Origin of the sequence: Thermosynechococcus sp. OHK43 (genome assembly GCF_014466085.1) — a bacterium.
Taxonomy (GTDB): Bacteria; Cyanobacteriota; Cyanobacteriia; order Thermosynechococcales; family Thermosynechococcaceae; genus Thermosynechococcus.
This window is the reverse complement of sequence record NZ_JACOMP010000242.1, coordinates 1-13,297: the sequence shown is the minus strand read 5'-3', so window position 1 is coordinate 13,297 and position 13,297 is coordinate 1. Positions and strand designations below refer to the sequence as shown.

Sequence of the window (13,297 nt, the reverse complement as noted above, 5' to 3'; positions counted from 1 at the left end):
GTGTTCACCATTGGGGTGGCGCAAGAATTTATTGCGTTTGGGGCGGGAACGGCGGTGGGTGGCGTGCTGGCGATCGCCCCTAAACTCAACCCCGGATGAATTGCCAGCATCACCGGCAGCGTCATACCATAGGCAAAGACTGTGTTGGCGGCACTCAAAAGAGCAAAGCCCACGAGCCGCCGAATGTTATCCACATCACTGGTGGCACGGCTAATGAGATCCCCAGGGGTGTTTTCCGCAAAGTAACTGGGTTCTAAACGCAGGAGATGGTCAAAGAGCCGTTGCTTGAGGTCAAATTCCACCAATCGTCCGGCACCAAAGATCCACAGGCGCGAGGCCATGCGAATCAGCCACATCAAGGAGGCTAAGCCAATCAGCAGCAGGGCATAGAACACCACCCGTTGAAAGTCAAACTTGGTCTGCAACTCATCAACGGCAGTGCCGATCAGTAGGGGCAAATAGGTCCCTAGGAGGTTGACAATGAAAAGCGCTGCAATGCCCCCCCAGATTTTTGTTTGGTGAGGACGCAGATAGGCCAGCAGGCGACGAAAACGGCCAGAGCGGCCAGCTTTAGGAAGAGTAACCATATCCTCAACCTAACAGATATTGCCCCCCTAGGGGGTAGCGCTTTCAAGAAACTGGTTGAGGTCTTCCACAAGACGATTGAGTTCTGCCTCAGTCGTTAAGCGCATGCGCTGATCGCGTACCGTCAAAAGAACTTTAGCAGCGTAGGGGTTTGGCCAGATATTCGGATTACAAAACACTTCAAGAAAGACTTCGCCAACGTGCTGGTATTCCATCGCCGCTTGCGCGGCCAAAGGCGTACCGCTGGCTTTGGCTCTGGCGATCGCCCGCATCCGTTCCATTAAGGCTTGAATCTCTTGGCGTAGAGCCTCTGCCGCTGGGCGCGAAAAGCAAAAACTTACCGAGCCTTCTACCAAGTTAACCCGCATCCACTGCTCGCTCATGGCTCTGGCTGAACACACTTGCTGTCATTTGCTGTCATTATAGAGGGCAGTGTCTCAGTGACAAGGTGGGGGATCTGCTTGGGGAGAATCTACGCTACGCCCGACTAGATATTCATAGCGCAGCAGTTCAAAACTCCGTTCACCGTAGCGATCGCAAATGTGTTCACAGCAACACTGAACCGCAAACTCATCCAGTTCCGCCGGTAGGATGCCGTACAAGTCCTCAAAAACCTCTGGGGTGACGCGGCAAAAGCGGGGGCGATCCTCATAGATACGACAGCGGCGGCTCAGGGGTTCAAAGTGAATACACCAGCCATCGGCACCAATGAGGGATTGGTAGAGGGCAAATTCCGCGTCATTGAGAATGGTGGGCACCTCTGGGCGATCGCTCAAGTCAAGGTAACAGCAGGCCCCACACCCTTGCATACACTGCCACTTTTTCATGCTTTTAGGATAATGCAACGGTTTCTGCGGGCATTGGTGTCTCAGCAGGCACCTCCTCCAGCCAAATTTGATCACTGCGGGGATCCACACGACTGACGCGCACCAGCACACACTCTCCCAACTTGGCCTGCCGTTGAAAGCGCATTGCCAGTTCCACCGCCAAATCCTCCAACAGAACCAGCCCCAGCCCCTCCTCAGGACGCAACCAACGCAGTAAAATGCCCCGCCACACCTCTTCGCGATGCCGCCGCAGATACTCTAAGCACCAATAGCGGTTGGTTTGCCGCTCCACAAGGGAAGACTCCTGAAGGGAAGACACCAGCCCCAGGAGAATTTCATTCAGTTGCTCGGGTGTTAGGGGTGGGGTTTCCCCCCGCAGGTGGGCTTTAATCTGACGGTGTGCCAGCAGATCCGTGTAGCGGCGAATGGGGGAGGTCACTTGGCAGTAGGCATCAAGGCCAAGGCTCGCATGGGGATTGGGTTGGGTACCCATTTCACTGCGGGGCATACAGCGGCGAATGGCACAGTCGCGCACTATTCCAGCGGGTAGTTGCAGCAATTCCTCCTCTGAGGGCAGTTCTGGCGGCGCTTGACTGCGAAAGGGCAGGGGGATGCCCTCACGGGCGCCAAAATGGGCGGCCACTTCACCGGCAAGAATCATCATTTCTGCCACGAGCTGGCGGGCGGGTGAATCATGGAGGGGCGAGATTTCCACCTCTTCACCAGCCACTTTAATGTTTGGTTCAGGGATGTGGATGCGAATCGCTCCCCGTTGCCGTCGCCACTCACTGCGCCGCTGTCCCCATTGGGCGATCGCCAGCAGATCCGCTTCTCCAGTTACCCCTTGCTCCAAAATCATGTCCACATCGTCATAGCTAAGGCGATAGGTGGGACGAATCCAACTGGGGCAAATTTCGTACTCTAAAACCTCGCCACTCTCAGCCAAAAGAATGCCAAAACTCAGGGCGCAACAGGTTTGTCCCGCAACCAAACTCATCGGGCCTGTGGCCAACTCGGTGGGAAACATGGGAATCATCCCCGTCGGCAGATAGACTGTTGTGGCGCGGCGGCGAGCCTCCTGATCTAAAACATCATCCACCATCACCCAGCGGCTGGGATCGGCAATGTGAATCCAGAGCTTTTGGCGATCGCCCAGGACCTCTAGGCTAAGGCCATCGTCAATTTCTTGGGTGCTTTCATCGTCAATCGTATAGACCTTGAGATGGGTGAGATCGCGGCGCAGGGGAGCGTCAATGTCCGTGGGGGGTGAGGTCAGGCGTTCATGGGCCACAGCAAGTACCTTGGCAGAAAATTCAACATCAATTTGACTCCGGCGCAGGAAGAGATTTTCGTGCTCCGACCAAAGGCCGAGATCCACCAGCAGTTGGAATGCCCCTAGGGGTTGAGTAGGACGCTTTAACTCACTGAGGAGATCAATGGCAGCTTGGTGTTGGGCACTGGATTCAATGGCTATAGCATAACGTTCTAACTGTTCCAGGCGCCTGCGATCGCTGGCCGACCACTCCACAGCTTCGCCCCTAAGGGCTTGAGCTAAATGTTCGCGAAAGCTGACTTCCTCCGCCAGGCGTTGGGCTTCCCGCTGGCTTTGATGTTTGAGTTCTGCCACTTGAGCCGCTGGCCGAGGCTCGTAGGTTTCTCCCTTGAGCTTGAAATAGAAGCGATCCTCGCTGAGAAGATAGTAGGCGGCATAGCAGGCCACCGCCGATCGCTCCGAAAAAAGCAGCTCGGCTAAATCCGCCGGTGTAATGGTGCGGTTTTCCTCGCGGATAATTTCCCAAGCCACTTCTAAACTGTCGGCATCCAAGAGGGGCTGCACCTGCTGCCAAAATGTGGGAATCTCTTGGGGGCGAAACCGCTCTTCGGGCACCGTAAATGTGAGTTGGCGCGGATGGATGGTGTGGGCTTGCAGATGCTGATCAATGGCAATCCAATGCTTTTTACCTTCGGGGCGATCGATGACCGCCAAGCGACGCTGGTTATTGACCCGAAATTCAATGAGGGTGCCTTTCTCCACGGCTGCCGTGCTGTACTGTAATCCGACAATTATAAAGTTTATTGCCTCTGACTGAGCAGCAGAGGATAGCCACAGTAGCGTTCCAATAAAACAATAGCCACAATGTCGTCAATGGGGCGGGGGGGCACGCGCAACCCCTTGGGAATGAGCCGTTGCCAACTGCGGGGTGGAAAGAGTTGCCAATAGCGATCGCGGGCCTCTAGGGTACTATTGCGCTCATCCACTGGAATAATTTCCACAGCTAAAGCTGCTTGCAGTTGCTGCTGCCACCGGCGGGAGGTGGTTTGATTGCCTATAATCACCTGTTCAAAGGGGTAGGCTTGGTGCCACTGCTGCACACAGGCGATCGCGCGATCGCTGGCCACCACTTCATGGCGCACCACTTCTTGACCAAGGGCAAGGGCTAGACCGCACTTGTCTTGCCCCGGATCAAACCCCAAAAAATACTTAGTGCGACCCATTTTTATCATTTGCTAGAGTGGAAGGGTTATGGAATTGGGAGCGATCGCCCTGTGAACCTACCCACTGCGACCATCCGTCGTCTGTTGAATTTACCGCAAGTTGCCGCCATTTGGGTGGGTGGCGGTCGCAGTCTCGGTACTGACAACGATGAGGCCTTTTGTGCTGCTTGGCTCGATCCTAAGGAGCAGGTGATACGCAGTATGGGGATCGGTCAGTTTCCACCTACCCCAGAGCAACTGACGCGGCTGTTGGTGCAGGCGATCGAATATCCCCGTCATCCCGAAGCTCAGCCCTGCCGTCCCGACGCCATCATCGTTGATGACCGTGAGTTGCAATTTTTCCTGCGCGGTGTGGTTGCTCCCCTCGACATCCAGGTGGAGTATCAAGCCCAGGTTCCCCCCCTTGATGATTTTTTTGAATTTATGGCGGCGGCAGCAACCAGGGATGATCAAAATGTCAAGGTACTCCCCCGGGAATACGTTCCCCTCTACAAACAGAAAATTGGGGAATTTGCCCAGCTGGATATCTGGCGGCGCCTCAACAGTGTTACCCCCCTTCAACTCCACTGCGATGCTTGGGACTCCCCCACCCTTTTTGCAGTACTGGTGAGCCCCCAGGGGGCCAAGCGTGACTTTGGTTTGATGCTCTACCGAGGGCAGGAGGCACTGCGCAACTTTTGGCAGCAGATTGATCAAGAGTATCCCTACATTGATGAAGAGGACGCTGAACGCCTCGAGGAAACGGTTTTGCGCAACGATTGTTTCTTCTTGAATTTTTCCGAGGTTGATGAGGAGGATTTAGGCAACGATCTCTCTTTCGTCCTTAGGGGGCATGCTTACACCATTGAACTGGGGGTCATCCATCCTTTGGAGGGGATCCGTCACTTCTATGCCCCTGAAGAGGCTGAGATGGTCTATGTGGCGATCGCGGCGCTGATCAAATTCTGGAAAAAGACAAAGAAACAGTTTGAGAAGGAAGAGTACCCTGAACTGAATCTGCGGTTCAAGATTCCTTCACCCTGCCATTTTGCCCTTGGTTATCAGGTGCAAGTGGCAACAGCGCCCCAGATGATACCGGGCATTGATGAGGACACGGAGGACAGCAAATCACAGCGCCAGATTCCCATTGATACCGCAGCGATTCCTGAGGAGGCCTACATTCTCTTCAAGCGGTTTCCTCCTAAGGAGCTAGAGGAATTACAAGCAGCGGTTGCTTACCATCAACGGGGAGAGATTCCCGAGGAGTTTAAGGGCTATCCTGTGTTGACGATTCAAACCAAAAAATCAGCGGCGGCGGCGCTCACCGCCAAAATTGTTGAGGAGGGCGGCATTCACCATCTGACGGTCTTTCCCCTCTCCGGCCCTGAGCAAATCGTCATGCTCCTGGCTCAGACAAACGCCAATCATCTGTGGCTTTTGGATACCTTTGACGCCGCAAGTGGTTCGCTGCTCCTCGACTGGATCAAGGAAGTCAATGACCTTGGGGGCACCTGTGGCCTTGCTGTGGCCTATGGCCTGACGGGCAAAACCCGGATGCAGCCAACCCTCCAGCAAAACGTGGGACTCTTTGAAACCTCCCTTGTGTTTAGTTTTGTGGACACCCAGCGCCCGCCAACCCCTCAGCCCATTGAGATTTCTAAACCCTAGAAAACTGTGAAGTCCCTAAGAATTCTACTGCTGCAGGCACGGGGCGATCGCGCCACCCAGCAAGAGGAACTATCGGAATTTATTCGCTTCAGTGGCCTGGCTGCCGAGCAATTTACAGTCCTCAATGGCTTCGCCTGTGATGACTTTACCCCCGACTGTATTCAAGGCTTTGATGCACTTTTTATTGGCGGCTCCAGTGATGCCACAGTGCTCAAGCCAGACCTCTATCCCTTTGTGCCACCAGCCATGGACTTAATTTTGGCCTGTATTGAGCAGGGGATCCCCGTGCTGGCCTCCTGCTTTGGCTTTCAATTGGCAGTGCAGGCCTTGGGGGGACGGGTAATTGTGGATCGCGCGGCCATGGAAATGGGCACCTACCCTCTGTATCTCACCCCGGCCGGAGTCGCGGATCCCCTGTTTGCTGGCTTTCCCAATCCCTTTTGGGCCATTTCTGGACATCAGGAACGCGCCTTGACCCTGCCCGCGGGAGCAACCTTACTGGCCTACAGCGAGTTGTGTCCCTACCATGCTTTTCGTTTGGAGGGGAAACCCTTCTACGCCTTTCAGTTTCATCCCGAGGTGGACGATCGCGACCTCCTTGCCCGCATTCGTCGCTATTGCGATCGCTATCAACTGAGCACTGCAGACCTGGAAAACCTCAAGCAAACGGCTCGCCCCACCCCCTATGCCAATCAGCTCATCCGCCGCTTTGTTGCAGTGGTGTTGGGGCAGAGAGTTAATTGTGCTTGAATCTCTGCCAGTTGCCCTTCTAGGGTGGTGGCTTGCAGCCAATGGATGCCCGGTTCTGCCCGGAACCATGTCCGCTGTCGTTTGGCAAATTGTTGGGTGTGCTGCACTGTGAGGGCAATAGCCTCCGCGAGTGTAACTTCTCCCCGCAGATATTGGCGCATTTCCCGATAGCCCAAGGTGTCTAGGAGGGGCAAATCCTCCCCGTAGTGCCTTTGCAGTTGCCGAATTTCATCGAGCCAGCCCATGGCTAGCATCTGCTCAGTGCGGGCTTCGATACGGCGGCGCTGCTGTTGGCGATCGCCCCCCGTGAGGGCAAAGTACCAAATCCGGTAGGGAGGCGGTTGGCGCCGTTGCTGCTGGCTGAGGGGCCGCCCAGTGGTGTAATAGACCTCCAAGGCGCGCAGGGTACGCACTTGATCGTGGGCATGGATCCGTTGCGCCGCCACAGGATCCACCTGCTGCAGCCACTGATAGCATTCCTGCTGACCCAGAGCCATGAGTTGGGCCCGTAGATGGGGTTGCGGTGGGACTTGGGGCATGGTTAGCCCTTGGGTAATACTGCGGATATACAATCCTGTCCCCCCCACCAAGAGGGGCGTGATCCCTTGGGCGTGGTAGTGGGCAATCAGGGCTTGAGCCTTGGCTTGGTAAATTGCTAGGGTCAGCGTATCGCGGGGGTCACAAATATCAATGAGGTGGTGGCGCACCTGCTGTTGCTGGGCTGGGGTGGGCTTGGCTGTGCCAATGTCAAAGCCGCGATAGACCTGGCGGGAATCGGCACTCAAAATGACGCTCTTCAATTGCTGGGCAAGGGCGATCGCCAGCGCCGTTTTGCCCGTAGCCGTTGCCCCCCCAATAACAATTAACCCTGCATCCCCCACTCAAATACAGCCTGAAAATTTCCTAGAATCGCCTATAAGCCTTATGTGCTAAAATTTAGGTCAGATTTGACATTTAGGCAAGTGAAAACGCATTTGCCTCAATTCTATAGCAGTTAGGGAGTTGCCATGACCGCCGAGTATTCCTCTGCCCAGTTGCGGGTGCTCAAAGGCCTTGAACCCGTGCGGACACGACCGGGGATGTACATCGGCAGCACTGGCCCCAAGGGACTTCACCACTTAGTCTATGAAGTCGTGGACAACTCCGTTGATGAGGCCCTGGCCGGTTACTGCTCCACCATTTTAGTCCAGATCAATGCCGATGGCTCCGTCACTGTCACCGACAATGGGCGCGGCATTCCCACGGATATTCACCCCGATACAGGCGTCTCTGGAGTTGAAACCGTGATGACGGTGCTCCATGCGGGGGGCAAGTTTGGCGATGGTGGCTACAAAGTCTCAGGGGGGTTGCATGGGGTGGGTGTCTCTGTGGTGAATGCCCTCTCGGAATGGTTAGAGGTGACAGTGTGGCGCAATGGTTTTGTCCATCATCAGCGCTATGAACGGGGGGTTCCCACGACTCCCCTCGAAAAGACCCCCGATACTGAGGAACGGCGCGGCACCTCAGTGACCTTTTTTCCCGATCGCCAGATTTTCACTGAAACGATTGAATTTGATGCCAAGGTGCTGATGACACGGCTGCGGGAACTCGCCTACCTCAATGCCGGCATTCGCATTGAATTTAAGGATTTGCGTGTTAGCCCCCCCCTGGCTGAAACCTACTGCTATGAAGGCGGCATCCGCGAATATGTCCGCTACATGGTGCAGGAAAAGGAACCGCTGCATCCGGAGATTATTTATATTCAAGGGGAAAAAAACGATGTGCAGGTGGAGGCAGCCCTACAGTGGTGTGCCGATGCCTATAGTGAAAATCTCCTAGGCTTTGCCAATAATATCCGCACCATTGATGGCGGTACCCACATGGAAGGGCTCAAGGCGGTGCTGACGCGGACCCTCAATGCCCTTGGCCGCCAGCGCAACAAACTCAAAGAAAACGATCCCAACCTTGCCGGGGAAAACATTCGCGAGGGCCTCACAGCCATTATTTCGGTAAAGGTGCCCAACCCTGAATTTGAAGGGCAAACAAAAACAAAGCTGGGCAATACAGAAGTGCGCGGCATTGTCGATGCCATTGTTGGCGAAGCCCTCACGGAGTACCTTGACTTTCATCCCAACATCACCGACACGATTTTGGAAAAAGCCATCCAAGCCTTTAATGCGGCTGAAGCAGCGCGGCGGGCACGGGAAATGGTACGGCGCAAGTCGGTGTTGGAGTCTTCAACGCTGCCAGGGAAATTAGCGGATTGCAGTTCACGGGATCCGGCTGTCTCAGAAATTTTCATTGTCGAAGGGGATTCTGCTGGTGGGAGTGCTAAACAGGGGCGCGATCGCCGATTCCAAGCAATTTTGCCGCTGCGGGGCAAGATTCTCAACATTGAAAAAACCGATGATGCCAAAATTTACAAGAATAACGAGGTGCAGTCTTTAATTACTGCCCTTGGTCTGGGCGTGAAGGGGGAGGAATTTGACCCTGCCAAGTTGCGCTATCACAAGATTATTCTCATGACCGATGCTGACGTAGATGGCTCCCATATCCGCACCTTGTTGTTGACCTTTTTCTACCGCTATCAGCAGGAGCTAGTGAACCAAGGGTTTATCTATATTGCTTGCCCACCCCTGTATAAAGTGGAACGGGGCCGCCAGCACTTCTACTGCTATAGCGATCGCGAGCTGCAACAGCAGATTGCCTCCTTCCCGGAAAATGCCAACTACACCATCCAACGCTTTAAGGGTTTAGGGGAAATGATGCCAGAACAATTGTGGGAAACAACGATGAACCCAGAAACCCGCATTCTCAAACGGGTGGAGATTGAAGATGCCGCTGAGGCGGATCGCATTTTTACAATCCTCATGGGCGATCGCGTGGCACCTCGGCGTGAATTTATCGAGACCTATGGCCCACAGTTGGCACTAGAGAACCTCGATATCTAAAGCTAGCCCCCAAAGTAGATGTGCTATAGTAGCTCTAGTCTAGCTGCGACGTTGGTGACTGCCAATATTGTTTTGTGATCTACAATTGCAAAACATTTGGGAATCAACACTGCGGGCGGCAGTAAACTGGTCTTTCAACCAGAAACTTCTAAGTCTGCAGTTGGCATTCCCCCCTAGTTTTTACTAGGTCATAAACTGAGGTAAAACGGCGTCGCGGTTAGACTTTTCCTAACCATGAATTATCGCTATATTCTCTTGTACAAACCCTATCGGGTTCTGTGCCAGTTTCAAGATCAAGAGGGGCGATCAACCCTCAAAGATTACGTTCCTATCCCCGATGTTTATCCCGCTGGCCGCCTAGACTACGACAGTGAGGGGCTAGTTCTCCTCACCAATGATGGTTGGTTGCAACACCGCTTAACGGATCCTCGCTATGGTCATCCGCGCACCTACTGGGTACAGGTGGAAGGTGAGCCCGATACAGCAGCCCTGAGCCAATTAGCAGCGGGGGTAGTGATCCAAGGCTATCGCACCCGACCCGCTCGCGTGGCAGTCCTCGATCAAGACCCCCCCTTGCCGCCACGGCATCCCCCCATTCGCTATCGCCGCCATATCCCCACGCAGTGGCTAAGCCTGACCCTATGGGAGGGGCGCAATCGCCAAGTCCGCCGCATGACGGCTGCGGTAGGATTTCCCACACTGCGTTTGGTACGGGTGGCGATCGCCAACTTGCAATTGGGCGACCTTGCCCCCGGACAATGGCGGGACATTCTGCCTTTAGAACGGCAAGCCCTTTGGCGATCCTGTGGTCGGCGACCTTAGCACTTCTTCATAATCGCGTAAGCCTATATTAAGATGAAGTCATAATTATTAACCTTAACTGCCCTGCAGGGATTGATGAGGTCGTCCCATGGGACAGCCATTTCTGAGCAAAATTGGTCGTCCATGGCTGATCGGGGGGGCGATCGCCATCGGATTAGGGAGCTTACTCCTGAGCTGGAACTATTGGCAGCAGCTTCAGCGAGCCCGTGAGGAACAAGCAATTCAAGCTGCCCTAGCCAACCCTATCAGCGATCGCATTACCGCCCTTGGTCGACTCGAGCCAGAAGGGGAAGTGGTGGCGGTGAGTGCCCCCTCGATGACGGAGCGATTGGGACAGTTGTTGGTACGCGAAGGCGATCGCGTGGTTGCCGGTCAACCCCTTGCCTATTTAGATACCTATCCGGAGCGCAAAGCCGAACGAGACTTGGCGGCCAGTCAATTGCAGGAAGCCCGCCTACGCTATGAGGCTGAAACCCGCTTAGCCCTTGCTCAAATTGCCGAAGCCGAGCGGCGTCGCGATCGCGCCAATGAACCCGCTATTGCCGCCATTGCTGCCCAGCAGGCCACCATTCAACGTATCCAAGCGGAACTCGCAACCGCCAATCGGGAATATCAGCGCTTTGCCCAACTCTTTGCCGATGGGGCAGTGTCGCAACAGGATCTCGACGATCGCACGGTCCGTGTTCGCAGCTTACAGGAAGAACTGCGCAATGCCCAAGCCAACCTCGTTCGCTTACAGGAAGAGCGCCGCACAGAACTGGCCACTGCTAATGCTGCAGTGGACGCTGCCCAAGCGAATCTAGGACGCGTACAAACCCAAGTGCAACTTCTTTCAGCGGAGCGCAATCTAAAGCTGGCGGAAGCCCGCCTGCAGCGGACAATTATTCGGGCACCGCGCAAAGGCCGCATTCTGCGCATTCACACCCGTGCTGGCGAAAACATTAATGAACGGGGCATTCTCGAACTGGGCAATACTGACCAAATGTATGCCGTTGCGGAGGTGTATGAAACCGATGTGCCCCGGGTGCGTGTGGGTCAGCGGGCTGAAATTCGCAGTAGTGCCCTCAGGGCGCCCCTGAGTGGCCGTGTCGCTCAGGTGGGGTTGGTGGTGGCCAAAAATGACGTGACCGATACAGATCCGGCTGCAAAAACAGATGCGCGGGTAGTGGAAGTCAAAATTCGTTTAGATAACAGTGAACCGGTGGCAGGTCTGACCAATATGCAGGTGGAAGTGGCCATTGATCCCCGTTGAGGTGTACCGATGATTTTTGCAATTCCCCTTGCTTGGTTGCAATTGATTCGGGAGCGGATTCGGCTGTTGGTGGCGATCGCCGGTATTGCCTTTGCGGTTGTACTCATGCTGATGCAGTTTGGCTTTCGCGATGCCCTCTTTAAGGCCGCAGTGCGCTTCCACGAGAGCTTAAACACCGATATTGTCCTCATTAGTCCGCAATCCACGGCGCTGATCGCTATGCGCAGCTTTCCGCGGCGGCGGCTCTACCAAGCAGCGGGCTTTGAAGGGGTCGAGTCTGTTTCTCCCCTTTACCTCAGTTTTGGCCTCTGGCGCAATCCCATTAATAAAAGTACTCGCCAACTGATGGTGATTGGTGTGGATCCGATGGCCGTCTCCATTGCCGTCTCCGATACCCCCCACTGGCAGGATGCCATTAAGCTCGCGGATCACGTTCTTTTTGATGCTCAATCCCGCGCTGAGTTTGGGCCAATTCCTGAGCTATACCGCCAAGGGGAGCAGGTGACAACCGAAGTCTCTGGCCGCAAAATTACCGTGGCAGGCTTATTTCGCATGGGAGCCAACTTTGGTGCCGATGGTAACTTGCTCACTAGCGATTTGAACTTTTTGCGGCTGTTCCCGGAACGCAATCCTGGCCTAATTGATGTGGGGCTCGTGCGGGTGCGGCCGGGGGTAAATACAAAGGCCCTGGCACGGCGGATGAATGCTGCCCTTGGGAATGATGTGCTAGTGCTGACCCACGAGGAGTTTGCTGAATTCGAGCGCAGCTACTGGGAAAAGAGTACCTCCATTGGCTTTATTTTCTCCCTCGGTGCCCTGATGGGATTTATCGTTGGCTCTGTCATTGTCTATCAAATTCTCTACACCGATGTTACGGATCACTTAGCAGAGTATGCCACCCTCAAGGCAATGGGCTATCGCGATGTCTTCTTCTATGGCGTGGTGATGCAGGAGTCCCTCATTCTCTCCTGTATGGGCTATGTGCCCGGCTTTATTGTTTCGTTTTTACTGTATATCGTTATTGCCAATGCCACCTCTCTGCCAGTTTGGATGACCGTAGAACGCGCCAGTTTGGTCTTTACACTGACGGTGTTAATGTGTACCCTTTCGGGGGCGATCGCTATGCGGCGGATTCAAGCAGCTGATCCTGCCGATATTTTCTAGGATGGTGTTATGGAGCCAGTGATCCACATTCAAGGCCTCAATCACTATTTTGGTCAGGGGCAACTGCGCAAGCAAATTCTCTTTGATCTGCATGCTCGGATTGAGGCGGGCGAAATTGTGATCATGACGGGGCCTTCGGGATCAGGCAAAACAACACTTTTAACGCTGATTGGTGCCCTACGCTCGGCTCAGGAAGGCAGTCTGCGGGTGCTTGGTCAGGAACTACGGCATGCCACCAAAGAGCAGCAAATTCAAATCCGGCGACAAACGGGCTATATCTTCCAAGGCCACAATCTTCTCCATGCCTTGACGGCTCGCCAAAATGTGCAGATGGCGCTGGATTTGCAACCCCACCTCAGTCAACGGGAAGTGCGCGAGCGGGTGGATGCAATGCTCTGTGCCGTTGGTCTAGGAGAACGGCTAGACTATTATCCCCATGAACTTTCCGGAGGGCAAAAGCAGCGGGTAGCGATCGCCCGCGCTCTAGTGGGACATCCAAAAATTGTGCTTGCCGATGAACCGACGGCTGCCCTCGATAAAAAATCCGGTCGCGATGTAGTGGAAATTATGCGCACCCTTGCCCGTGAACAGGGATGCACCATTTTAATCGTAACCCACGATAACCGTATTCTCGATGTTGCCGATCGCATTATTCACATGGAAGATGGCCACCTCTCAGAGACCAGCCTTGGGATTTCTGCCTAAGAACGCCATCCCAGGGCAGGCTGCACCGGTGAAACTCGCCGATTATCCTTTAGGTTCCCAACAGAGAGCGCCCATTGCCCTTCATAGACCCAAAGGCAAACCGCAAGCTGGCGGACCCT

At 54.6% G+C, this 13,297-nt stretch carries 13 protein-coding genes and 1 other RNA gene; 8 read left to right on the top strand and 6 right to left on the bottom strand.

Annotated elements, in window-relative coordinates; genetic code table 11:
• The 5 genes from H8Q75_RS10420 to H8Q75_RS10400 all read right to left on the bottom strand — a co-directional run.
• Window positions 1-587: ABC transporter transmembrane domain-containing protein (locus tag H8Q75_RS10420; RefSeq protein ID WP_297041524.1), on the bottom strand; the 587-nt coding region annotated here is incomplete at its 3' end.
• Window positions 588-614: 27 nt separating this feature from the next.
• Window positions 615-968 carry a hypothetical protein gene (locus tag H8Q75_RS10415; protein ID WP_297041521.1) on the bottom strand — a complete coding sequence of 118 codons (354 nt, stop codon included), beginning with the start codon at window positions 966-968 and terminating at the stop codon, window positions 615-617.
• A 54-nt stretch (window positions 969-1,022) separates the two neighbouring features.
• On the bottom strand, window positions 1,023-1,412 hold the full coding sequence (locus H8Q75_RS10410) for a YkgJ family cysteine cluster protein (protein WP_297041519.1): 390 nt from the start codon (window positions 1,410-1,412) through the stop codon (window positions 1,023-1,025).
• A gap of 4 nt (window positions 1,413-1,416) precedes the next feature.
• Entirely contained in the window at window positions 1,417-3,447 is a 2,031-nt protein-coding gene (locus H8Q75_RS10405) for a ribonuclease R family protein (RefSeq protein WP_024124079.1), read from the bottom strand.
• 38 nt (window positions 3,448-3,485) lie between these two features.
• Window positions 3,486-3,917, bottom strand: a complete 432-nt coding sequence (locus H8Q75_RS10400; protein ID WP_157869621.1) for a Holliday junction resolvase RuvX — start codon at window positions 3,915-3,917, stop codon at window positions 3,486-3,488.
• Between the two features lie 42 nt (window positions 3,918-3,959).
• Here H8Q75_RS10400 and H8Q75_RS10395 point away from each other — a divergent pair, with 42 nt between their 5' ends.
• Window positions 3,960-5,555, top strand: a complete 1,596-nt coding sequence (locus H8Q75_RS10395) for a hypothetical protein (RefSeq protein ID WP_024124081.1) — start codon at window positions 3,960-3,962, stop codon at window positions 5,553-5,555.
• Between the two features lie 6 nt (window positions 5,556-5,561).
• A complete protein-coding gene (locus H8Q75_RS10390) occupies window positions 5,562-6,305 on the top strand; it encodes a type 1 glutamine amidotransferase (protein WP_024124082.1) in 744 nt (247 codons plus the stop codon).
• On the opposite strand, the gene miaA is transcribed toward H8Q75_RS10390, so the two are convergent.
• A complete protein-coding gene (gene miaA, locus H8Q75_RS10385; protein ID WP_024124083.1) occupies window positions 6,248-7,186 on the bottom strand; it encodes a tRNA (adenosine(37)-N6)-dimethylallyltransferase MiaA in 939 nt (312 codons plus the stop codon). The two genes, H8Q75_RS10390 and miaA, sit on opposite strands and share 58 nt — an antisense overlap.
• A gap of 126 nt (window positions 7,187-7,312) precedes the next feature.
• Between miaA and gyrB the strand changes: the two genes are divergently transcribed.
• The 6 genes from gyrB to H8Q75_RS10355 all read left to right on the top strand — a co-directional run bounded on the left by gyrB (window position 7,313) and on the right by H8Q75_RS10355 (window position 13,178).
• Window positions 7,313-9,235, top strand: coding sequence for a DNA topoisomerase (ATP-hydrolyzing) subunit B (gyrB, locus tag H8Q75_RS10380; protein WP_297041515.1), 1,923 nt, complete (start codon window positions 7,313-7,315; stop codon window positions 9,233-9,235).
• A gap of 37 nt (window positions 9,236-9,272) precedes the next feature.
• Window positions 9,273-9,459, top strand: a non-coding RNA gene (gene ssrS / locus H8Q75_RS10375) — 6S RNA.
• Between the two features lie 10 nt (window positions 9,460-9,469).
• The gene (locus tag H8Q75_RS10370; protein WP_024124084.1) at window positions 9,470-10,057 is read left to right on the top strand and encodes a pseudouridine synthase; all 588 of its coding nucleotides are present in this window, start codon (window positions 9,470-9,472) and stop codon (window positions 10,055-10,057) included.
• 88 nt (window positions 10,058-10,145) lie between these two features.
• Entirely contained in the window at window positions 10,146-11,309 is a 1,164-nt protein-coding gene (locus tag H8Q75_RS10365) for an ABC exporter membrane fusion protein (protein WP_024124085.1), read from the top strand.
• Window positions 11,310-11,318: 9 nt separating this feature from the next.
• Window positions 11,319-12,473 carry an ABC transporter permease DevC gene (gene devC, locus H8Q75_RS10360; RefSeq protein WP_024124086.1) on the top strand — a complete coding sequence of 385 codons (1,155 nt, stop codon included), beginning with the start codon at window positions 11,319-11,321 and terminating at the stop codon, window positions 12,471-12,473.
• A gap of 9 nt (window positions 12,474-12,482) precedes the next feature.
• The gene (locus H8Q75_RS10355) at window positions 12,483-13,178 is read left to right on the top strand and encodes a DevA family ABC transporter ATP-binding protein (RefSeq protein WP_024124087.1); all 696 of its coding nucleotides are present in this window, start codon (window positions 12,483-12,485) and stop codon (window positions 13,176-13,178) included.
• Window positions 13,179-13,297 lie beyond the last annotated feature (119 nt).